At 36.4% G+C, this 21,908-nt stretch carries 25 protein-coding genes and 3 pseudogenes; 16 read left to right on the top strand and 12 right to left on the bottom strand.

What is annotated here, in order from left to right:
- Positions 1-3: 3 nt before the first annotated feature.
- Entirely contained in the window at positions 4-978 is a 975-nt protein-coding gene (locus CFPU101_RS19595) for a glycosyltransferase family 2 protein (RefSeq protein WP_206817013.1), read from the top strand.
- Here CFPU101_RS19595 and CFPU101_RS19590 read toward each other — a convergent pair.
- On the bottom strand, positions 972-1,967 hold the full coding sequence (locus CFPU101_RS19590) for a metal ABC transporter solute-binding protein, Zn/Mn family (RefSeq protein WP_206817012.1): 996 nt from the start codon (positions 1,965-1,967) through the stop codon (positions 972-974). The genes CFPU101_RS19595 and CFPU101_RS19590 overlap by 7 nt on opposite strands.
- 101 nt (positions 1,968-2,068) lie before the next feature.
- Between CFPU101_RS19590 and CFPU101_RS19585 the strand changes: the two genes are divergently transcribed.
- From CFPU101_RS19585 to CFPU101_RS19555, 7 genes are read left to right on the top strand one after another with little or no spacing between them, the layout of a single operon-like run.
- Positions 2,069-2,788 carry a metal ABC transporter ATP-binding protein gene (locus CFPU101_RS19585; RefSeq protein WP_206817011.1) on the top strand — a complete coding sequence of 240 codons (720 nt, stop codon included), beginning with the start codon at positions 2,069-2,071 and terminating at the stop codon, positions 2,786-2,788.
- 5 nt (positions 2,789-2,793) lie between these two features.
- On the top strand, positions 2,794-3,654 hold the full coding sequence (locus CFPU101_RS19580) for a metal ABC transporter permease (protein ID WP_242578117.1): 861 nt from the start codon (positions 2,794-2,796) through the stop codon (positions 3,652-3,654).
- Complete coding sequence (locus CFPU101_RS19575; protein WP_206817010.1) at positions 3,651-4,535, top strand: alpha/beta fold hydrolase; 885 nt, start codon at positions 3,651-3,653, stop codon at positions 4,533-4,535. Before CFPU101_RS19580 ends, CFPU101_RS19575 begins: the two co-directional genes overlap by 4 nt.
- A 50-nt stretch (positions 4,536-4,585) precedes the next feature.
- Complete coding sequence (locus CFPU101_RS19570) at positions 4,586-4,849, top strand: type II toxin-antitoxin system Phd/YefM family antitoxin (protein ID WP_206817009.1); 264 nt, start codon at positions 4,586-4,588, stop codon at positions 4,847-4,849.
- Positions 4,850-4,861: 12 nt separating this feature from the next.
- Positions 4,862-5,164, top strand: coding sequence for a type II toxin-antitoxin system RelE/ParE family toxin (locus tag CFPU101_RS19565; protein ID WP_206817008.1), 303 nt, complete (start codon positions 4,862-4,864; stop codon positions 5,162-5,164).
- Between the two features lie 56 nt (positions 5,165-5,220).
- Positions 5,221-6,192 (top strand): GTP-binding protein, encoded by a 972-nt coding sequence (locus CFPU101_RS19560; protein ID WP_206817007.1) that lies wholly within the window; start codon positions 5,221-5,223, stop codon positions 6,190-6,192.
- Entirely contained in the window at positions 6,180-7,241 is a 1,062-nt protein-coding gene (locus CFPU101_RS19555) for a WD40 repeat domain-containing protein (protein WP_206817006.1), read from the top strand. The genes CFPU101_RS19560 and CFPU101_RS19555 overlap by 13 nt, the downstream gene beginning before the upstream one ends.
- On the opposite strand, the gene CFPU101_RS19550 is transcribed toward CFPU101_RS19555, so the two are convergent.
- Entirely contained in the window at positions 7,242-8,234 is a 993-nt protein-coding gene (locus tag CFPU101_RS19550; RefSeq protein ID WP_206817005.1) for a hypothetical protein, read from the bottom strand.
- Between the two features lie 116 nt (positions 8,235-8,350).
- The gene (locus tag CFPU101_RS19545; protein ID WP_206817004.1) at positions 8,351-9,520 is read right to left on the bottom strand and encodes an RNA-guided endonuclease TnpB family protein; all 1,170 of its coding nucleotides are present in this window, start codon (positions 9,518-9,520) and stop codon (positions 8,351-8,353) included.
- Positions 9,521-9,571: 51 nt separating this feature from the next.
- On the opposite strand from CFPU101_RS19545, the gene CFPU101_RS19540 reads away from it, so the two are divergent.
- On the top strand, positions 9,572-9,724 hold the full coding sequence (locus CFPU101_RS19540; RefSeq protein WP_206817003.1) for a DUF6290 family protein: 153 nt from the start codon (positions 9,572-9,574) through the stop codon (positions 9,722-9,724).
- A gap of 98 nt (positions 9,725-9,822) precedes the next feature.
- Here CFPU101_RS19540 and CFPU101_RS19535 read toward each other — a convergent pair whose 3' ends face one another.
- Positions 9,823-10,035 (bottom strand): hypothetical protein, encoded by a 213-nt coding sequence (locus CFPU101_RS19535; RefSeq protein ID WP_206817002.1) that lies wholly within the window; start codon positions 10,033-10,035, stop codon positions 9,823-9,825.
- Positions 10,025-10,294 (bottom strand): hypothetical protein, encoded by a 270-nt coding sequence (locus CFPU101_RS19530; protein WP_206817001.1) that lies wholly within the window; start codon positions 10,292-10,294, stop codon positions 10,025-10,027. Before CFPU101_RS19530 ends, CFPU101_RS19535 begins: the two co-directional genes overlap by 11 nt.
- A gap of 112 nt (positions 10,295-10,406) precedes the next feature.
- Here CFPU101_RS19530 and CFPU101_RS19525 point away from each other — a divergent pair, with 112 nt between their 5' ends.
- Together CFPU101_RS19525 and CFPU101_RS19520 are read left to right on the top strand one after the other, a co-directional pair.
- Complete coding sequence (locus CFPU101_RS19525; protein WP_206817000.1) at positions 10,407-12,500, top strand: RecQ family ATP-dependent DNA helicase; 2,094 nt, start codon at positions 10,407-10,409, stop codon at positions 12,498-12,500.
- The gene (locus CFPU101_RS19520) at positions 12,500-13,714 is read left to right on the top strand and encodes a DNA-processing protein DprA (RefSeq protein ID WP_206816999.1); all 1,215 of its coding nucleotides are present in this window, start codon (positions 12,500-12,502) and stop codon (positions 13,712-13,714) included. The genes CFPU101_RS19525 and CFPU101_RS19520 overlap by 1 nt, the downstream gene beginning before the upstream one ends.
- Here the strand turns inward: CFPU101_RS19520 and CFPU101_RS19515 are convergent.
- Positions 13,666-14,610 carry an aromatic ring-hydroxylating dioxygenase subunit alpha gene (locus CFPU101_RS19515; RefSeq protein ID WP_206816998.1) on the bottom strand — a complete coding sequence of 315 codons (945 nt, stop codon included), beginning with the start codon at positions 14,608-14,610 and terminating at the stop codon, positions 13,666-13,668. The genes CFPU101_RS19520 and CFPU101_RS19515 overlap by 49 nt on opposite strands.
- An 88-nt stretch (positions 14,611-14,698) precedes the next feature.
- Between CFPU101_RS19515 and CFPU101_RS19510 the strand changes: the two genes are divergently transcribed.
- Both CFPU101_RS19510 and CFPU101_RS19505 read left to right on the top strand, forming a co-directional pair.
- Positions 14,699-15,115 (top strand): XisH family protein, encoded by a 417-nt coding sequence (locus CFPU101_RS19510; RefSeq protein WP_206816997.1) that lies wholly within the window; start codon positions 14,699-14,701, stop codon positions 15,113-15,115.
- The gene (locus CFPU101_RS19505; RefSeq protein WP_206816996.1) at positions 15,103-15,447 is read left to right on the top strand and encodes a XisI protein; all 345 of its coding nucleotides are present in this window, start codon (positions 15,103-15,105) and stop codon (positions 15,445-15,447) included. Before CFPU101_RS19510 ends, CFPU101_RS19505 begins: the two co-directional genes overlap by 13 nt.
- Positions 15,448-15,530: 83 nt before the next feature.
- Here CFPU101_RS19505 and CFPU101_RS19500 read toward each other — a convergent pair.
- Together CFPU101_RS19500 and CFPU101_RS19495 are read right to left on the bottom strand one after the other, a co-directional pair.
- Positions 15,531-15,866 (bottom strand): annotated as a pseudogene (locus CFPU101_RS19500) (XisI protein).
- Positions 15,854-16,271, bottom strand: a pseudogene (locus CFPU101_RS19495) (XisH family protein). Before CFPU101_RS19495 ends, CFPU101_RS19500 begins: the two co-directional pseudogenes overlap by 13 nt.
- A 290-nt stretch (positions 16,272-16,561) precedes the next feature.
- Here CFPU101_RS19495 and CFPU101_RS19490 point away from each other — a divergent pair.
- Positions 16,562-16,777 (top strand): hypothetical protein, encoded by a 216-nt coding sequence (locus CFPU101_RS19490; protein WP_206816995.1) that lies wholly within the window; start codon positions 16,562-16,564, stop codon positions 16,775-16,777.
- 66 nt (positions 16,778-16,843) lie between these two features.
- The gene (locus tag CFPU101_RS19485) at positions 16,844-17,779 is read left to right on the top strand and encodes a hypothetical protein (protein ID WP_206816994.1); all 936 of its coding nucleotides are present in this window, start codon (positions 16,844-16,846) and stop codon (positions 17,777-17,779) included.
- 162 nt (positions 17,780-17,941) lie between these two features.
- On the opposite strand, the gene CFPU101_RS25715 is transcribed toward CFPU101_RS19485, so the two are convergent.
- Positions 17,942-18,094 carry a hypothetical protein gene (locus tag CFPU101_RS25715; RefSeq protein WP_242578116.1) on the bottom strand — a complete coding sequence of 51 codons (153 nt, stop codon included), beginning with the start codon at positions 18,092-18,094 and terminating at the stop codon, positions 17,942-17,944.
- A 448-nt stretch (positions 18,095-18,542) separates the two neighbouring features.
- Positions 18,543-19,520 (bottom strand): hypothetical protein, encoded by a 978-nt coding sequence (locus CFPU101_RS19475; protein ID WP_206816993.1) that lies wholly within the window; start codon positions 19,518-19,520, stop codon positions 18,543-18,545.
- A gap of 294 nt (positions 19,521-19,814) precedes the next feature.
- Between CFPU101_RS19475 and CFPU101_RS19470 the strand changes: the two genes are divergently transcribed.
- Positions 19,815-20,960: a ferrochelatase gene (locus CFPU101_RS19470; RefSeq protein WP_206816992.1), complete on the top strand. Its 1,146-nt coding sequence runs from the start codon at positions 19,815-19,817 to the stop codon at positions 20,958-20,960.
- A gap of 59 nt (positions 20,961-21,019) precedes the next feature.
- Here CFPU101_RS19470 and CFPU101_RS19465 read toward each other — a convergent pair whose 3' ends face one another.
- Together CFPU101_RS19465 and CFPU101_RS19460 are read right to left on the bottom strand one after the other, a co-directional pair.
- The gene (locus tag CFPU101_RS19465) at positions 21,020-21,478 is read right to left on the bottom strand and encodes a hypothetical protein (RefSeq protein WP_206816991.1); all 459 of its coding nucleotides are present in this window, start codon (positions 21,476-21,478) and stop codon (positions 21,020-21,022) included.
- Positions 21,453-21,908 (bottom strand): annotated as a pseudogene (locus CFPU101_RS19460) (sodium:proton antiporter); the annotation flags it as partial. The pseudogene CFPU101_RS19460 and the gene CFPU101_RS19465, both read right to left, overlap by 26 nt.

Raw genomic sequence — 21,908 nt, 5'->3', positions numbered from 1 at the left:
AATATGCTAAATTCAGTGACTTCTAAAATTAAAACTATTTCACTTAAAAATTATAAAATTGCCGTTTTAGTTCCCTGTCGAAATGAAAGTTTAACGATTCAAAAAGTTGTAACCGATTTTCAAAAATATCTACCTGAAGCCACAATTTATGTTTATAATAACCGTTCAACTGATAATACTGTAGAACAAGCCCTTGCTGTGGGTGCTGTTGTCCGTCACGAAATACTACCAGGTAAAGGAAATGTGATTCGGCGAATGTTTGCTGATATTGATGCTGATATTTATATCTTAATTGATGGGGATGATACCTACGAAGTTGCAGCCGTCAGACGGTTAATTGAACGTTTATTAATTGAAAGATTAGATATGGTTGTCGGTACTCGTCGTCTTGTTTCTGATACCTCTCAAGCTTATCGCCCTGGACACAAAGCGGGAAATCTTTTTCTCACAGGTTTTGTTAAGTTTCTATTTGGAGCTAAATTTAATGATATGTTGTCGGGTTATCGGATTTTTTCTCGACGCTATGTTAAATCTTTTCCTGCTCTTTCTCATGGTTTTGAAATTGAAACCGAATTTACGATCCACGCTTTAGAATTAAGAATGCCCTTTGCTGAAGAACCAACGATCTATGGCGAACGTCCCCCAGGATCACAAAGTAAATTAAGAACCTTTACGGATGGTTGGCGAGTCTTAGGAACTGCATTACTCTTATTTAAAGAAATTCGTCCTTTTATGTTCTTTGGAATTCTATTTCTGCTTTTAGCTCTAATTTCTATCATCCTGGTAGTTCCCATCCTAATCACTTATTTTAATACTGGTTTAGTCCCCAGATTTCCGACTGCTTTTCTAGCCACATCTACCATGTTACTCGCTTTTTTAAGTATGACTTGTGGCTTAATTTTAGATTCAGTTGCTAGAGGAAGACGGGAAGTAAAACGGATGGCTTATTTATCCTATCCGTTACCCGATATTTATTGAAATGGGGTACACTTACCACCTAAACCATTGACGATCGCACACGTGTTATTCTCAATCATACCGATATAATTACCTGTTGGGCTGCCTTTTTCTCCTAAACCATCTGCATATAATTCTTGATCCGCAATTTTTACATTAGCTTCTCTTGCGACATTTTCGATTACTTTATTATTTGCCGTAATTTCCGCGAAAAGTGTCGGTACTTTGGTTTGTTTAATCGTGCCTACTAATTCTTTTACCCGTGATGCTGTGGGAGTTTCTTCAGTACTCATCCCCTGTAACGCTTCTGATCCCGTTAAACCGTAGGCATTGATATAATATCCTAGTGCGTCGTGGGTAGTAATCAGTGTACGTTGTTGTTCGGGAATGGTTGCTATTTGCGCTTTTACCCAGTTATCTAGGTTTTGTAGCTTTTCGGTATATGCTTTGGCATTTTGCTCATATACCTGCGCTTGAGAAGGGTTAAGGGTTGCGAGTTGCGATCGTACAATTTCTGTCATCGCGATAACATTTTTTATATCATGCCACACATGGGGATCGGGTTCTAATTCACCTTCTTTGTGTTCTTCCTTGGTTTGTTCTTGTTCGTGTTCGTGTGCGTGTGCGTGTTCATGTTCTGCCATCATGGGTTTAGGTACCGCTTGTTCACTGACAGCAATTTTAGGTGCAGGTGTATTCGATGCTTGAACCAGTTCGATGATTTGCGGTTCAAACTGATAGCCACCATAGAGAACCAGTTGCGCTTCACTAATTGCTTTACTATCGGATGGTGTCGGTTGATAGGTGTGGGGATCTTGTGCTGGTGGGATCAGACATTTTAAGTTTACAGTATCTTGGGCGATCGTTTCCGTGAGATGACATAGTACACTATAGGAGGCGATAACGGAAGGTTTTTGACTATTCTCTGTGTTATTAGCGGTTTGGTTCGGTGTACTACAACTAGCTAATCCTAAAACAAGTGTAAAAAGGGCGATGGGAATGGTTTTCATTTTCGTATAATAGTGAGTAGTAATAATCGCTACAATTTTATATAATGATAATCATTTTCATAATAACACCAAGGGAGAATTCACATTAATTTAAGGTGGCTATGCTAGAAGTCAATGACCTAACTGTGAGTTATCGGAATAGTTGGGCTGTCCAAGATGTTTCGTTTTGTTTACAACCTGGTCAGATGACTGGTCTTTTAGGCCCAAATGGGGCGGGAAAAAGTACAGTTGTTAAGGCAGTTTTGGGCTTAATTCCGACTGTTAGCGGTATTGTGCGATATGCGTCACGTCCTTTAAAACGTCAGCTTAAAAGAGTCTCCTATGTGCCTCAGAGAAGCCAAATTGATTGGGATTATCCTATTACTGTAGAAAATGTGGTGATGATGGGTCGTATTCCCGCGACTGGATGGTTCAAAAAACCCGATCGCAACTCTTATCATATTGTTAGAAATGCCTTAGAACGAGTTGGAATGTGGAATTACCGTCAACGGCAAATCGGCGAACTTTCTGGAGGGCAACAGCAACGAGTTTTTATTGCACGTGCCTTAGCCCAACAAGCAGATTTATTATTTTTTGATGAACCCTTAGCAGGGGTGGATAGTCAAACAGAAACGATTATTTTTGATGTTTTTCGAGACTTAAAATCAGAGCAAAAAACTTTATTAGTGATTACCCATGATTTAGGGGAAAGTTTAGAGCATTATGATCAGTTGTTATTGCTGAATAAAAGCTTGATTGCGGTGGGATCTAGAAAAGATGTCATGACTCAAGAGAATTTAAAAAAAGCCTATGGATATCACTTAAATCATCTTTTTATATAAGGAGCATGATGTTATTAGATGGATTGTTCGCACCCTTAGAATTTGAATTCATGAGAAATGCCTTGATGATCGCTTTTTTAATGGGGATTTTAGGGGCAGTAGTGGGAAGTTATCTAATTGTGCAACAGATGGGGATGATTGGTGATGTAATTTCTCATGCGGTTTTACCTGGAGTATCGATCGCATTTTTCTTAGGATTAAATTTATCAATTGGGGCATTTATTTCGGGTATTATGAGTGCCTTAGTCATGGCTGCCATTCGGACACAATCACGTATTAAAGTCGATACGGCAATGGCTCTAACTTTACCAACTTTTTTAGGTGTTGGGGTCATTTTAATCAGCGTGCTTAAAACCAATCGGGTTGATCTCAGTCATATTCTTTTCGGCGATATTTTAGGCGTTCGCCAAGAAGATGTTTTACAGATTTTAATAATTACTTTAATTATTTTAGTTTTAAATCAACTGTTCTATAAAGAACTGCAATTCTACACTTTTGATCCATTGGGGGCTAAAGCTTGTGGTTTACCAGTAAATATCATGTATTTCGGCTTAGTTTGTGCCATTACTTTAACCATTGTCGCTAGTATGCAAACCGTTGGAGCTTTATTAGTAATGTCTCTTTTAGTTGGGCCAGCCATTACCGCATATCTGTTAGTTAAAGAATTATATCAAATGATGATTTTAGGCTCAGTTTTAGGTATATTTTCAGGTATCAGTGGAATGTATATCAGCTACTATCTAGATATTCCATCTGGCCCAGCAATTGTTATTGTTGTTTTTATTTCGTTTGTTTTAGCGTTATTATTTAGTCCCACTCAGGGAATTTTAACAGCAAAAAAAAATAACCTCAAAAAAGTATTATGACTTCTACACTCACTCAACTTAACGGAACGGTTAAACAATATTCTTGGACTTGGCAAAATCAAAAGTATTTAGTTACTTATGAAACTTTAGGGCAAGGATTACCCGTGTTATTACTACCTGCATTTAGTACCGTTTCTACTCGTCAGGAAATGGCGGGAATTGCTCAAATTTTAGCTAAAAACTATCAAGTAACACTTCTAGACTGGCTTGGTCTTGGAGATTCCGAACATCCACCACTAAATTACAAACCAGAACTTTATCATCAGTTATTGCAAGATTTTGTTAGAGAGGCTTTTACTACTCCAATCATTATTATTGCGGCGGGTCATGCGAGTGGTTATGCGTTAAAATTAGCTCAAAATAACTCTAATCTTGTTTCTAAAATAATATTAATTGCTCCCACTTGGTGCGGGCCTCTAAAAGTAATGGGACTACCTGATACTGTGAGAAAGGGGATTAGAGAAACAGTACGATCGCCTTTTCTGGGACAATTATTATATTATCTAAATACAACCCCTTCCTTTTTGCGTTTAATGTATCGTCGTCACGTTTATACAGATGATAGTAAACTTACACCCGAATTTATTGCAAGTAAGAAAAAAATCACGCAACAAACAGGTTCAAGATATGCACCCGCAGCCTTTGTAACAGGTACTTTAGATCCTATACAAAACCGCCAACAATTTTTAGAATTAATACAATCTTTATCGATACCTGTATTCATTATTATTGCCGAAAACGCACCACCTCGTTCTAAAGCAGAAATGGAAGCAATCGCAGAATTAGATAACGTACAATCCGTTTATTTACCAGGTACTTTAGGACTACATGAAGAATATTCTGAAGCAGTCACACAGGAAATTCACAAGTTTATGAGTTAGTTTCTGATTAAGATAAATAAAATTCACTTGAGAGGTTCAATAACAAAACTATGTCAAGATCACTTAATCTAAAAACATCCAGACAACAACTTTTAGAACTTCCTGAATCTGTCAATGATGAGCCTATTATTGTCACAGATGGAGAGCAGCCAATCATGGTAGCTTTAAGTTATGAACATTATAGCTCTTTATTAGAAACGATAGAAATTTTAACCGATGAAGATTTTTCAACTCAGCTTAAAGAATCAATTCAACAAGATAAAGCAGGAGAAACCATAAATTGGGAAGTCGTTAAAAAACAATTAGGAATATAGTTAGTAATTTTAATGGAATATACAATTGAGTTAACGCCTCTTGCCATTCAATTACTGACCAAAATTAAAGACCAACGTGAACAAAAAACTTTAGTTAAACGAGTTGAACAACTAAAACAAGAGCCAGAAAAACAAGGAAAAGCTTTAATTGTTCAATTGATGGGTTATCGTAGTGTCAGAGCAGTTGGTCAACGATATCGCATTGTTTATAGAGTTGATCAAGAAAAAATAGTGGTGATTGTTGTTGGGGTCGGAATTCGTAAAGAAGGCGATCAAAAAGATATTTATGAAATTCTATCAAAAGAAATTGATTGAATGTATCAAAATTTGACTATAATGATAATCATTATCGAATACTCACAGTATAGATTATGGTTGCAGCAACACCACCCGAACTCGTACCCGTTACCGTTCTCACAGGATATCTAGGTGCAGGGAAAACCACCTTATTAAACCGCATCCTCACCTACGAACACGGAAAAAAAGTCGCCGTCATCGTCAATGAATTTGGAGAAGTTGGGATAGACAACCAACTTATTATCGATGCAGACGAAGAAATCTTCGAGATGAATAACGGTTGTATCTGCTGTACGGTGCGAGGGGACTTAATGCGAATTATCGGAAATTTGATGAAACGACGCAACAAATTCGATCATTTAGTCATCGAAACAACTGGACTTGCAGACCCCGCACCTGTTATTCAAACCTTCTTTGTCGATGAGGATATGCGAGATCAGGTTATCCTAGATGCAGTAGTAACAGTGATTGATGCTAAACATATCCAACAACATTGGGATGCAGACGAAGCACAAGAACAAATCGCCTTTGCTGATGTAATCTTACTCAATAAAACCGATTTAGTCACTCCAGAAGAACTCGACGAACTCGAAGAGAAAATTCGCGCTATGAATGTAATGGCGAAAATTTACCGAACTCAGAATGCAGAATTAACAATGGAAGCTTTGTTGGGAGTAAAAGCATTTGACTTAAACCGCGCTTTAGAAATAGACCCAGAATTTTTAGGAGAGGATACCCACCAACACGACGAAACCGTTACCTCTGTTGCTATTGTAGAATCGGGTGCCGTTGATGAGGAAAGATTAAACGAATGGTTGGGTTATTTATTACGCACAAAAGGCGTTGATATTTTCCGCATGAAAGGTATTTTAAATATAGCAGGAGAAGATTTTAGATTTGTGTTCCAAGGCGTTCATATGCTATTTACAGGAAAAGCGGATAGACCTTGGAAAGATAACGAAACTCGTAAAAATGAACTGGTTTTTATTGGTCGTAACCTCGATGAAGCAGAATTAAAACAAGATTTTAGATCATGTCTAGTTTAAAAATCCCGCGTCAAATTTCCTTTGAACCCCATTGGAAAAGCATTTTATCAGAATATATTACTGTACTTACTTGGTCAGTAACAGGTGTTCTAGCGGCGGCTACAGCATCAGGAGAGGTCGTATTATGGCAAGATGGACAGTTAACAATATTACTACCAGAAATAGGTTTATCGGTCGATTGTTTAGCTTTTTCTGCTGATGGTCAGTTTTTGGCAGCAGGCGGACAAGATGGTAAAGTAAGGATCGCTCGAATGCTCCCAATTCCAGAATTAATTACTACTTTAGAAAATGCTCCACAATGGATTGATCGCTTGTGTTGGTGTCCGACGAGTCATATACTAGCGTTTAGTTTGGGTCGATACGTGCAGTTGTGGGATGCTGAAACACAAACCCGTATAACGACTCTACCCTTTGTATCCTCCTCTATTCTAAGTATGTCTTGGCGACCTGATGGAGAATGTCTAGCAGTTGCAGGAAATGAAGGCGCGAAAATCTGGGAAGCTAGAAACTGGGATGATGATCCATATATGATGTATATGGATGCAGCCAGCCTTGAAATTGCTTGGTCAACCGATGGAAAATATTTAGCATCCGGTAATTTAGATAATACCATTACTGTTTTAGAATGGGGTTATCCTCATCCCTGGCTCATGCGGGGGTTTCCTGGGAAAATTCGTCAGTTAGTTTGGTCGAAACCTTTTAATGATAAAGTACCGCTTCTTGCTGCATCGAGTGTTGAAGGGATAGCCGTTTGGACAAAAGCAAACAGGGATGAGGAAGGATGGAATGCAAAAATATTAACCTTACACGAAGGAATTGTACAAGGATTAGCTTTTCAACCCAATAGCTTATTACTTGCGTCTGCTGCGGAAGATGGTTTGTTGTGTTTGTGGCAAAAAGCGAAAGAAGTCGGACAAATATTAGAAGACACAAAAAATGGTTTTTCTAGTCTCGCTTGGCACCCCCTCGGTGATTTATTAGCAGCAGGTGGACAAGATGGCGAATTAATGATATGGCAACAATCATCAAGAGGTAAAGGGTTTAAATGATCATACTCTCCATTCTCCCGTAATTTCAATCTCGCATAACTTACAAGGAAGAATCGGATTATCAGCATCAATGACTAAATATAGCCGATTTTTGGATTTTTTAGACAGACAAACCCCTTCTACTTTGAGAGTGAATAAAGAGCCATCGAGATTACGCAATTCAATCCAACGTGGAGTATCTTCTAGAATACCTAATACTGACCCACTCACAAAACCGTCTTTTGTTGCGTCTGGAGAATTTTCTGCTGTTGCTGAAAAAATAATACCATTTTTTGTAGCAGTTGCATCGGTAAAACTCAGAGACAAACCATTTAATTCACCTAAATCATACTGACAGATATTTTTGATTTTGGGTGGTTGTAGATTAATATTTTGTAAATAAGCGTTGAATTCATTCCAGTCTAATTCACAGGTTGCATTAATGGGGACTAAATTTCCTCGTATTGCACCATTTCCGCGATTAAATAAACGAATGTGATTGTTATAAAAGATCACACCCTCTATATTAAGCTCACTCCCCGAAAAATCTGTACCATCTCGCAATAGTTGATAAAATGCGCTTGCCTGTTTAAGAATAAAAGAGTTTGGCTCTTGTTCTGTGACGATTAAAATTTGTTCTCGTCGTGACGTTGAACCCGAACCGAAAGCAAGCAATAAATCTCCATTTGTTGTAGGAATAGTGGTACAAGCTTCCAAATCTAGTTTAAATTTTTTGTTACCGCGTAGATCATCAAATTCACGTAATCCGTCTTCACCAGTATTTAGAACAATAGCATTGACTTGTAAATCTGATGGATTAATCAAGACTAAAAAATTAGCATCATCTTGTACGATCGCTAAAAAATCACCAAACCAACTTAGACTAGAACCCGCCCTAACATGAGCAGAACGATCGATACTTAGATCAGCCCCTAGACTATAAAATAGGGGTGTAGTATTTAAAACAGTGGCTTGTAAAGAAGGATCTCGTACTGCACGTTTTAACGCAACCATAACAAAGTTTTTTTTGCAGATTAAATATTTATCTTACTTTGTTACATGATAGGCGGTATTGACACTCTCGCCGTATAGTCTGCGACTGAGACGGGAGATTCTTGTTTCACAGAAACCTACTGTTTAGTGCTTGCACTAACGAGTCTTACAGTCTCTCCACAAGCTTGAAATTCGGTATGTCCTACCGTATTTGATAATATTCTTATCCCTTCTGCTCTTAAGTTGCGGGCTGCGTTTTCGTCTCTATCGTGATAAGCATTACAGCTAGAATTAGAACAAATCCAATCCCGAATACTTAAGTTTAAAGACGTATTTTTAACACCACAATTAGAACACAGCTTAGAACTAGGAAAGTATCTATCAACTTCAATTAATTTACCTCCCTCTCTGTCTAGTTTGTAGCCCATAAAATTAAGCAACATTCCAAAACCAGCATCATGAATTGACTTGGCTAACTTGGTACGAGCTAGTCCCTTAATATTAAGGTTTTCGGCTACGATGACTTGGTTATCGTCACACAACTTTCTTGAGAGTTTATGGAGAAAATCTTGTCTAGTATTAGATATTTTTTCGTGAACTTTGGCTACCGATTTTATTGCTTTTCGTCTATTATTAGAACCTTTCTTTTTACGAGATAAAGCTTGTTGTCTACGTTTTAGCCTTTTTGCGTATTTTCTAGTTGGTTTAATTGGGTCTACTTTGCAACCGGTTTTACCATCAAAGACAGTTACTAAGCTGTTTAAACCTAAATCGATTCCTGAAATTTTTCCTTGCTTTAAGGCTGGCAAACCACTTTGTTCAAAAAGAATTGAAGCAAAATATTTTTCTGTACTGGTTTTAGAGACAGTTACAGATTTTATTTTTCCCTCAATTGGTCTTGTCAGTTTGGCTTTGACGATTCCAACTTTAGGTAGCTTTAAACTATCTCCTTTAATTGAACAACTTTCAGGATATCGAATTGATTGTTTGTGATGCTTACTTTTGAACTTAGGAAATTTAGCTCGATGAGAAAAGAAATTCTTAAAAGCTGATTCTAATTTTTTTAGAGATTGCTGTAATGTCGCTGCGGTAGCTTCAGCTAACCAATCGTAGTTAGAAAGCTTTTTGAGTTGGGTTAAGTCTTTCGCCATGTCGCAATAACTTAACCCCTTCCCTGTCTCTTGATACTGAGTGTTCGTTTTATTAAGGTAGTGGTTCCAAACAAACCGTACACAACCAAAGTTTTTAACCAAGGCTGCTTCTTGTTCTTTGTTTGGGTAAATTCTAACTTTTAAAACGTTTAACATCAGTATTTATAGCTTACAATACATTGGTTATTGTACTCCATTGGTGACAACATGGCAAGGGACAAAAGTATTAAAATAAGGTTGACCGAAGAAGAATACGAGCGAATCAATCTTTATGCAGAATCTAAGGGGTTTTCCGTATCTGAAGTGATTCGGGATTATATTAAGCGTCTCCCTAGAATTGATTCGTTTTGTGGCTTTTAAAAGCCACACACTCAATTTAATATTGTTCGCAATTCATAGGAACGCTAAATTTGGTTGATATTCTGTCGAAAATTTTAGCGAGAGTCCTCTTGCTTCATTTAGATAGCTATTGCTCTATCAGGACTATAAATAACTTCTACTCGTTTAGAAGTTGAATGACTCCACCAAGCTTTAATACGGTTGCCTTGAGCGGGTGCAGTGCCTATTTTACTATAACCTGCTTCCATTAAAAGTGTCTCAAATACGGAAGTAGGTAATGTTTTAGCTGAAATTTGAGAAATACCATCAAGTCGATGTTTATCAAGGGTCATAACTGCCTTGATAAGTGCTAAAAATTCGATAGTTTGGTAATACTAGAGCAATACCAGCTTGACTATGTATTGTACCTGGGTAATTATCTTCTGGAATACTACCACCCAAACGAATTTTAACTGAACCTAACCAAATATAAAGCCCTGTTATTAGAGCATCCATACTATAAGCAATAGCTCTCAATTGAACATCAGAATCATTGGGTTTAGATAAAATAGCTTTTTGCGATCGATGCTTTTTATGATCTGGAATTTGCATTATTACTATCTAAAAAAATTCTTCTTGTGTACCATATTAACATCTACGACGAATGAAATTCGGGTAAAGGTTTTGGGTACTTTAGAAAAAGCGATCGCTATTTTCATAGTATATGTACTCTAACGACCTTAAACAACAAGCATTATCTTTTCTTCGTCGTGCGCTTAATCATCCTACAGCAGACTTTCGCTCTGGACAATGGGAGGCTATTCTAGAACTCATACAACATCGTTCACGTTTATTAGTGGTACAACGAACAGGATGGGGAAAGAGTTTAGTTTATTTTCTCGCAACTCGTTTACTCCGTGAGCAAAATGCTGGCCCAACTATTCTAATATCTCCTCTTTTAGCCTTAATGCGAAATCAAATTGCCGCAGCAGAACGCATTAATGTTAAAGCTGCAACCATTAATTCTAGCAATTCACAAAACTGGGAAACTGTCAAGCAACAATTGCTAAACGGACAAATAGATATTCTGCTGATTTCTCCTGAAAGACTCGCTAATGAAGAATTTCGAGATAATATTTTATTACCTATTTCATCTCGTATCGGTTTATTTGTCGTAGATGAAGCGCATTGTATTTCCGACTGGGGACATGATTTTCGACCTGATTATCGCCGTATTATTCGTATTTTACAAGCCCTTCCCTCTAATATTCCCGTTTTAGCCACCACAGCAACCGCAAATAATCGAGTTATTAGAGATATTCAAACACAACTTGGCTCGAATCTGCGTATATTAAGAGGGACACTGACGCGACAAAGTTTACAGCTACAACATATCAGTATTCCGAGTTCTGCGGGTCGTTTAGCATGGTTAGCCGAAATATTACCACTTTTAGAAGGCAGTGGCATTATCTATACTCTAACGGTTAGAGATACCGAAATAGTGGCTAATTGGTTGAAAACACAAAATATTCTCGCAAAACCCTATCATAGTGAAATCAAAGAACGAGAAGCTTTAGAAGACCAACTATTGCAAAATGAAATTAAAGTTCTTGTCGCTACCACCGCTTTAGGAATGGGTTTCGATAAACCAGATTTAGGTTTTGTCATCCACTATCAACGACCAGGTTCAGTAGTACATTATTATCAACAAGTCGGACGAGCAGGAAGAGCAGTAGAACAAGCGTACGGAATCTTGCTGAGTGGAGAAGAAGACGAAGAAATCAGCAATTATTTTATAGAAACAGCATTCCCACCCGAAATACATACCCAACAAGTCTTAAATAGTCTTAATCAAGCGGATGGTTTATCGGTTCCTCAGTTAGAACAACAACTCAATCTAGCAAAAGGAAAAATTGAGAAAGTCCTAAAACTATTATCCTTAGAATCTCCTGCACCTGTCGTTAAAATAAAAACAAAATGGTACGCGACACCCATTATCTATCAACCAGATAGCCAAAAAATCGAACAACTCAAACAAATTCGCTATTCTGAACAAGAACAGATGCGGAACTATCTGAGTAGTCAGCAATGTTTGATGCAATTTTTAGCACAAACCTTGAATGATATAAATCCTATACCTTGTGGCAAATGTGCAGTATGTTTAGGTTATCCTCTTATAACTACCACCTATTCACCAGAACGAGAAAAACAAGCGATTCAGTTTCTCCGTCGCAGTGACCTAAAAATTGAACCTCGCAAACAATGGCCCCCACAAGCTTTGTCAGTTTATGGATTTTCAGGTAATATTAAACCCTATTTGCAAGCAGAAGAAGGACGCGCACTTTGTTTATGGGGTGATGCAGGATGGGGACAATTAGTTAAACAAGGTAAATATCGAGATAATCAGTTTAATGATGATTTAGTTCAGGGAATGATTGCAATGATACAGCGTCTTCACCCTCAACCCGCACCAACTTGGGTAACCTGTGTTCCTTCTTTAAAGCGTCCCGAACTTGTCCCAAACTTCGCGCAAAGATTAGCCAATCAATTAAATATACCTTTTATCCCTGTTGTTGGAAAAGTTAAACAAAATCAACCCCAAAAGATGATGAATAATAGCTATCAGCAAGCACGTAATTTAGATGGAGTGTTTGAGATTGACAAGAGTAAAATAAAAGCAGAGTCAGTCTTTTTAGTCGATGATTTCGTTGACTCTCGTTGGACGTTTACCGTTATTGCTGCATTGTTGCGTAACTCAGGAACTGGTCAAGTATTTCCTTTAGCTTTAGCATTAAATTCATTATCTAGCAATCTATAATGATACATCCCGACACCCAAGCCATTTTATTACTTTGTGCCAGCTTTGGTCAAACCCGCAAAAGTGAAACCCCACCGTTAACCATTGGTGAGTATAACATTCTGACGAGTTGGCTAGTAGAACAGAATATGACTCCCGCAGATTTACTCGATGCTACTTTCAAACAACGACTTCCTAAAATTACAATAGATAAACTAAATTCTGATCGCTTAATTTCGCTACTCGAACGAGGTGTTATGCTGAGTCTAGCGGTGGAAAAGTGGACAAATCAAGGTTTATGGATAATTGGAAGAGGAGAAAACATCTATCCAAAACGTCTCAAGCAAAAACTTAAACATCTTGCACCACCGATTTTATATGGCATAGGCAACCAAAATCTATTATCTTTGGGAGGATTAGCAGTAGTCGGTTCACGTGATGTAGACGAAGCTGGACTAAACTATACTCAGCAAATTGTCGAAACCTGTGCAAAAGAAGATATACAGGTAATCTCTGGAGGTGCGCGAGGAGTCGATCAAACCGCAATGTTAAGCGCGTTAGAATATGGAGGAACGACAGTCGGAATTCTGTCTGATAGTCTCCTCAAACCCTCGGTTAACAGCAAATATCGCCCATATATTCGAGAAAATAAGCTTACTTTAATCTCTACCTATGACCCTGATGCGGGTTTTAGTATTGGAAATGCAATGGGCCGAAATAAATATATCTACGCCTTATCACATTATGCTCTAATTGTCAATAGTTCAGAAGAAAAAGGCGGAACTTGGGCAGGTGCGATCGAAGCATTAGCTAAAATAAAAGATGTTCCTGTTTTTGTCAGAATGCAAGGATCTGTATCTGAGGGAAATCAACAATTACTCAAACGTGGTGCAAGAATTTTTCCCGAACTCCCATTCCAGAAACCATTAACAGAACTTTTAGCCACAGATGAGCCTACGATTACTGTAGTACAGGAAATATCCGCATCAGTCCCAGAAGTTCAAACCAATGATATCTATCAAATCGTTTTACCCTTGATGATTAAGCATTTAGATCAACCCAAAGACGCAAAATCTTTATCTGAGTCTTTTAATGTTCGATTAGTACAGATGCAAGACTGGTTAAACCGCGCAGTAGAAGAAGGAAAAATCAAGAAAAATAAGAAACCTGTCACTTATGAGATTAATCAAAATAATTCTTTACTGTCGCTGTTAGATCTCAACCATTGTCGGTAAGCGACGACTAATTTATCCGAAGGTAGTGGATATTCATCACTCCAATTTAGAGACGGAACTAAAGGGGATTGAGACTCGACAATTTTTATGTCCTGTTCGACTAATTTATCCTGAAACGCTTTAATCTCTGTTTCTGGAATATCATGACCATAATTCATCGCTAGTCCCATCCATCCGATACACTCAACATCAGAAAGAGGAGTCAAAGCAAGAAACATAAAAAATTCACCTGCTGCGGTTATTTTAGTAAAAGATGCAATATAGGGACGATGAACCTGATAATAATATGTGACATAGCTTTCTTTCCCTAAACCATCAGGGTCAGGTTGTAAAATTTCAATTGCAGATGTTTCGATACCTTTGGAGTTAATTTTAACAGTATAAGGTTTAAGCACAGGATGAGAGCGTGTACCTAATAACCCTTCATGAATATAAGGAAAATGCGATACATCTAAAAAGTTTTCCATAGCCCGATAGGCTGAAGCTTTGTAATAATAGGGGCCACAAAGAATGTTACGATACTGCTCATCATGAAATTGTGGGAAAATGGGAAGATCTTGACTTGATGATTCTAACGTTGTCCAAATAAGTCCGTAGCGTTCTTGTATCAGTAACTGATGAATTTGTAACTTTTGAGATGGAATTAAATCTGGATGCGCGGGAATTTTAGTACATTGTCTTGTTTTGTCATAAGTCAGTCCATGATAGGGACAAACTAAGCAATCTTCTGAAATCCAACCAAGAGACAGTTTAGCACCACGATGAGGACAGCGATCGATTCCTACTATTACCCTATCATGCGATCGCCATAAGAATAAATCCTGATTTAACAGACGAATTGATTGTAAATTTGTTGTTTGGTCGGATGATAATGCGATCGGATACCATTGAGACATCTTCGTTTTTATAAGAATAATGTTTTAGACGAATTACATAGATGAAAGAATGCTAATTGAGGCTTATAGGAAAGCTATACTAAATGTTATGCCCAAATTAGACATCATCCACAATGCGGTAAAAAATGCAATGATCAAGGATGGTTGGATAATTACAGATGATCCATACATTATTCAGTATCGCAGAACAATATTATACGCTGACCTCGGTGCTGAACGTCCTATAGCAATTGAAAGAGATGGACAAAAACTGGTAGTTGAGGTTAAAAGCTTTCTTGGCACATCAAAAATACAAGATTTAAAAGAAGCTCTTGGTCAGTATGACATATACCGCTATCTTTTAGAGGAAACAGCACCAGATCGTAAACTCTATGTTGCTGTTAGTGCGATCGCTTTCTCAAGCTTTTTTAAGCAGGATGTGATTCAACTTATTCTCAATAAACATCAACTGCCACTGATTATTGTAGATACAGAAACAGAGGAAATCACACAATGGATAAATTAACTGAGTATCCCCAACTCATTAAACGCATCTTGACCGAATATATAGAATTGTGTAACCGTCGCCATAACCAAGAAATTGAAACATTTTTGATTGTAGATGAGCTAAAAAGTCATTATATCTGGATGAACCTTGGCTGGCAGAATGGTGAGCGCATTATGGGTATGACTGTTTACGTTCGTCTTCAAAATGGCAAATTCTGGATCGAAGAAGATTGGACGGAAAACGGGATTGCGACTGATCTTGTTCGTGCAGGTGTTGATCAAGAAGATATCGTATTAGCCTTCCATGAACCTAAGATGCGACAGTACACAGATTTTGCAGTAGTACATTAGTTTTTTTTAATATAGTATTCCAAAATAGAACTATGACTGTATAAAAGACTATCTCAATCAAGGTTAGAGCAGTTTTTTAGGTTTTAAGCAACACCGTATTCAGTATAGGGTCGTTTGTAGGGAGGCTGTAACCCTAGTACAATATCTTCTCTGGAAATCCCCATCTTGACTAACTCTTCGGCTGGATTTTGGTCTGTTAAGTTTTGCTGAAGCCAAATTTTACCATTTTTAATATCAAAGTGCATAATACAGCGTTAAATGCGCTCAAACTGTTGCCAACCAACATTCATCCATTGATAATGAGCTCGCTGTGTATCAAAGATAAGTTGTACTTCTACTTCATCACTTGAAATGTCATCTTTAGCATAATGAGTCAGTAAAGTCTGAATGCACTCTCGAAAATAAGCTATTTTATCCATTGGACAATTACCTCATTTGCTGGATCATATACAATTAATAGTACTTGATATCTTCTGATTGCGGACTGTGTAAACTCAAGCTGAAAAATTGTTCGATAAGTATCTATTGGAACTGCTATATATAATATATGGTCTGGCTCATTTGCATAAGAGTGCCAATCGATAACTCAGAAATTGACCTAACGCTGCATAAAAATCAGTAATAGCCGAAGGATTTAAAAAACTCTTAATTTCTACAGCAATTTTTTCTCCTTCTTTTTCTGCTGCAACTAACCTTTCGGCACTCAAGTCAATCTGAAAGTTGACATTACCATACTTAAATTTTAGAGGCTCATTTGTAATTACCCACTGTTCTTTCTGTAAAGCTTGCTTTACCACTTCGTGAAAAATATCTTTAGCAGACATGGTTAGATTCGTCTGGGAATTAGGCTAATTGAGCATAAAGCGGAATTAAATCACTAATTTAGGTACTCATTAGGGATTAGATGGTGCTTACGTGACTATAGTTTCAATTTTTTTTAATTTTATTCTTTATTAGGTGTATTAATTCACTTTTATTGATGCCCGCTACCTTGTTAGTATTATAAAAAACTTCAAAAACACTACTAAATTATGAGTAGTGTTGATGCGATTAGCTTGACGATTACACGTTTTTTGATTACTATATTTGTATAGTGATAAAAAGAGAGCATTTTATGGCAAATTTTAAATGTTTGCAGGGTTATGGTGTAAATCTAGACGATCCTAAATTACTTCAATTATGGCAAGAACATCCTGAAAGACTGGATTGTGCAGTAGCCGCTTTAGATGAAGCACATACTCAAAAACGAGTTAAGAATCCAACAGCTTTTATGAAAGCAGCAATTAGAGATGGATACAAACCTACACCATCAGAGCAACATCTTTTTTAGCAAGTTAACTTTGATAATCGAGATCGAAATTATATTTTTTTCTTATTTAACGATAAGTTTAGCCTTATGAAACATAATATTACTCTTGAAATCAAAAATCTTGATGGAAAGTTTACCATTAGCACAAATACTGAAGATCTTAAAAAAATTCTGGCAATGTTACCCTCTGATTTAATTGAAAAATCTGAAAAATTATCTAATAACTTTCCTCTTAAAGATGCTTTAATAAGCTATTTAATGAATCTTGATAACTGGAATATCAGAGAACGGACAAGATATAGTACTGTTACCAGTGAATATTCTTATAATAAAAGCGCACTCTATTATCATAGAGGTAGAGAAGAACAGTTATATCTTTCATCTCATAAATTAATTTCTAATCATGTATTGCATCAAATAAAATACTTTTCTATTAGACCTGAGTTTGAAAATATTTTATTGAAATGCTATATTCCTGAATATCAATATGAAATTGTCAGCCAAACAATTAAATCTTGTTTCTATAAAAAATATTATAATGAATCCGAAAAAATTATTGATTTTATTAAGCAAGACAAATATCTAAAAGACATCTTTCAATTAGAAATAGATTCAGAAGAAAAAAAAGATTTTTATCTACCACAAATAAGTAAATTAGATTTTTATCAAGAATATTCTTCTCGCTTAAAACTGGCTTACTCGGAAAATGAACTTTCTTTATATGATGAAGAAAAATCTAAGCTTAGTTTTGAAATTCATCGAGAGCTTTTAAAAAAATATGTGGAAAATGATAATTTTAATTTATTAGAATTTGATTATGTTGATACATTTATAGATTATGATTCATTAATCAATTATTTTATAGAACGTAAGATGCTACTAATAGTTGATCGAGATACTCGATTTCCTAGTACAAATAGAATTATTTTTGAAGCTAAAGATGATTTAACTTCTTTTCTAGAGGAAATTGAAAGTAATCTAAGGCTTTTTCTTGAAACTAATGGCACAATGTATTATGACTAGCTTTAAAAATTCTATTATTCTTATTTGAGCTAAACTTTCTAGAGAAGTCGGTTTTTGTACTGACTTCTTTTTTTACTCATCATCTTGATACATATCTTCTGTAAACTCTTCAATAGCATTAACTATTCCTTCTGAATATGGCTTCAAAACTGTAGCGCAGACCTAAAGTTTTGCTAAAATATCGCTAAATTCTTCTGATTCTGAGTCTGATTTTTCTAGAGTTTTAATAGCGGCTAAAGCTTTTTCAAGTTGAGGTGAATATTCTTCTAAATAACGCTTAAATCTTTTTAAATTTTCTGTTGTAGATTGTTTCATTTTTCCAGTCTCCTTTCTAATTTTGCTATTTGTTGTCGGCAATTGGCGACTGTTTTTTTTCAATATGCTGTAAATCTGATGGCTTTTTGAGTTCTTCAGCTATTTAGTTAAAATGTTCTTCAAGAGCTTGATATTGTCCCCCAAGTTGCTTACGATAAGTTTTATTTTTAGTCATTCATGAGACTATGTAATCTTAAATTTATAGATTTATAATAACCAAAAAACCTCAGACTAACATTTCTTTCATAGGCTGTAAACAAAGTACAATGTCATTGCTATAAATTTCTACTTTTGGGCTGAATGTTGATCGGTAAGGTTTTAGAGGTAAAAAAATACTGATTACTTATTTTTTATCCCATAAGGGGGATAGTCTTATAAAGACGATAACATCAATTACTGATTCAGAGGCAGTTTTTTAAGTTGTCAGGTGCATTAGCTCAAAGTATTTCTATGTGTCTGTTTTTGGCTTTTTAATAAATAACATTCCCAATCCTAAAACTAAAGGTAACGCTAGATTTTTAGAAGATTCATTGACTTGAATCGCTTGAGGACGTGCTTGGTTTAGTGCTAATGAACGGGTTTGAGGACTAATTTGAGTCAGTGCTACGGCAGTTATCATCGACTGTCGAGTAGAAGCAGCTTGCCGAAATAAAAGGTTAATCGCTTCAAAAGTGACGGAATTACTAATCTGTCGGTTAGCATCTATCCAATTTGAAGAGCTAATATTTAGTGGTAAAGTGTATCCTGATTTAGGGGTCATTGATAGCCAAGAAATGCCATTCCAAAAAGCTAACATAGCTTCATACTGACTTGAACTGACCTTACGAATATTTAAGCGAAAATCCATCGCCACAGCTTCTTGATAATTAGGAACGTTCACTCTAGTTGAGACTGGAGAATAATTGTTTACTGGATCGAAATCTGGATCGATATAGAGTCTATGATAAGTATTAGTAATATTTGTTCTATCTCGTGGACGAATTTCGACTTTTAGTTCAGCATTTTCGTCAACTTCAGAAACTGCAATCCCTGTACACGGAGGTGACCCAACTATACTATTTGTCTGACTGTTGTAACAGACTGGAGCATTATCAGCATACTGCAAACCTACATAATATTTGTCTGGTTCTGTTCTAGCACTGCTCGGAAAAATCCCACTCCAGTAAAGGAATACATCGCCTTGATCTAAATTCACTGGAGCAATTGGATAAGAAGCACTACCCCAAGAAGAACTAGCTTTAATTGTTCCTCTATCAATCACTGTTCCATTTAAGAGCCAGCCGTTAGAGGAATCAAAATCTGTGTTGACGATTTCTGTTTCTGCTGAAGTGTAGTGAAAATTATAAGCAAATCCTTTAGCGGTTAGAGTAGATAAACTAAATACTGTTAGGACTATACCTAAACCAAGATTTTTGGGCGTTATCATCTCATACCTCAAGTTAAAGTTTTTAATTGGTTTTAAAATAAATATTTACTATCAAAAGTGAGCAACTAACGCGATCGCAACAGCTAACCGTTGTATTAGCATACATGATGACAGCTACAGGCATTGTGAAGAATAAACTGCTGTTTTTACTATAATTGCTTGTTTATTCTGCTTAATCGGTTTTTTAATTAAGAAAAGTGTGTTGTCTACAATTATTTATCCCATCGGGGGGGATAGTATTCTAAAATAGAATAATAACTGTATAAAAAGACTATCTCAGTAGAGGTTAGAGTAGTGGTAGCGATCGCACAACAGACCCACCATCACGAATCAGAACAAAATCCCGCATCAGAAAAAATTGCCGTTTTACTCATGGGATACGGAGAAGTCGAAAGTTACGAAGACTTTGCCAATTACAACGAACAAGCTTTAAATCTACTAACCGCTAAATTTGCACCTGTTCCCCATTGGATATACCCCCCACTCGCAAAATTACTCGCTATGTTTGATTTGCATGAGTGGCAACACCAGCATCATGATTTTATTTCCCCTCATAATCATATTTTTGAACACCAACGGGAAGGTATCGAAAAAAATCTACAAGCGAAATGGGGCGAAAGGGTAAAAGTTTTTAAAGCGTTTAACTTCTGTGCGCCATATCTACCGTCTCAAGTTTTAACAGAAATTAAAGCCCAAGGTTTTGAAAAGATTCTAATTTACCCTTTATTAGTTGTAGATTCGATTTTTACCAGTGGAATTGCGATAGAACAAGTTAATAAAGCTTTAGCCGAAATGAATGAAGATTCTGAGCATTGGGTTAAAGGGATGCGTTATATTCCCTCATTCTATAACCAACCCGACTATATTCATTTAATGGCGCGTTTGGTTGAGGAAAAAATTAATCAAGATTTAGCTCAAGCTTATCTTCCCTCGCAAATTGGTATTGTTTTAATGAATCATGGTTGCCCTCATGAAGCAAAAGGATTTACATCGGGTATTGATGAAAGTCAAAAGCTTTATGAACTGGTTCGAGAAGAGTTAATCGAGCGATATCCGTTGATTTCAGTAGGTTGGCTCAATCATCAGACTCCTCTCATTAAATGGACACAACCTAATGCAGATTTAGCGGCTAGAAATTTAATAGAATTAGGGGCAAAAGCACTTATTTTTATGCCGATTGGTTTTGCGACAGAAAATCATGAAACATTACTAGATGTAGAGCATATTATCGAACATCTACGCCGTAAGTATTCTGATGTGAATTATATCCAAATGCCCTGTGTTAATGATCATCCCGACTTCTGTCACATGGTAGCTCATTGGGCAGATGAACAGATTGAAGCTTTATTAAACCAAGAAGCTTTAAGCATTAATTCAAATTCGGTTTCTTTACAAGAACATCATCACCATCATTCACATGAGCATCACCACCATCATTAAGTAAAGTTTTGGCATAAAAACCTTGTGAGATTGAGGGTTTGGATATCAAACCCTTTTTTTTAATGTTTTTCTGGTGATGTTTCTTTAACGGCTTCTCTTATTGCTATAAAAAGAGTTGTAGGTGTTGTTTCATCCCAAATTATTTCGCCACTTAAAAAATTATCCTTAATGCTTGCTTGTATGTTTAAAGTTGTATTTTGAGCAAAGGAACAATTAGCAAAACTAGAATGATTACCCATTAAATTAATTTGATTGTCTTTGATGCGTCCATCTAAAGGAAGATTAGCTAAGTGAGCAAACAAAAACACCCCAGACTGTTCAATCTTTAAAGGTAAAGCTTGCGTCTTTAGACAAGCGGGAAAATTTCTAGACTGAATTTGATAAGTCCCAGAAACAGACGGAGGTGCTTTTAAAGAATGTTCACCATAGCTACTAACGATTTTAAATAAACCTAGAACAAATGCGATCGTAATTCCATAAAAGCTTAAATATTTAGGATCTAATTGTATCTTTTCCATAAGTAAAGAGAGATTGCAAATGATTATTGACTGGAGAATAGCGACGGGTAATGAGTAAAGAGGATTGACATTCTTGAGCTAATCGATCGGTATATAAACCTAATGTTTGTCGTTCAATTCCCCAGGTTCGACTCGTTCCAGCAATCGTTAAATCAACATTTTGTGATGCTTCAATCACAACTTGCATGGGTTCGGCTGATTCTAGATTAGTAATATGTAATCGAGTTTTTACCTCGCTGGGTAAGAGTTCAAACATCCTTCTAAATTCATAACTACTATCAATTTCACCCGCAGCAGTCGGCAAAAATTGGAGAATTTCTAACTGTCTATTTGGATCATTTATTAACATTCTTAAGGCTAGAGATAATCCTAAATCATCGTGTATATTTTCAGCATAAGCAACCAGTAATTTATTTAATACCAATTCATT

The sequence above is a fragment of the Chroococcus sp. FPU101 genome (genome assembly GCF_017312365.1).
Taxonomy (GTDB): Bacteria; Cyanobacteriota; Cyanobacteriia; order Cyanobacteriales; family Microcystaceae; genus Chroococcus.
The sequence above is the reverse complement of the archived record's forward strand: the minus strand, read 5'-3'. Positions and strand labels throughout refer to the sequence as shown.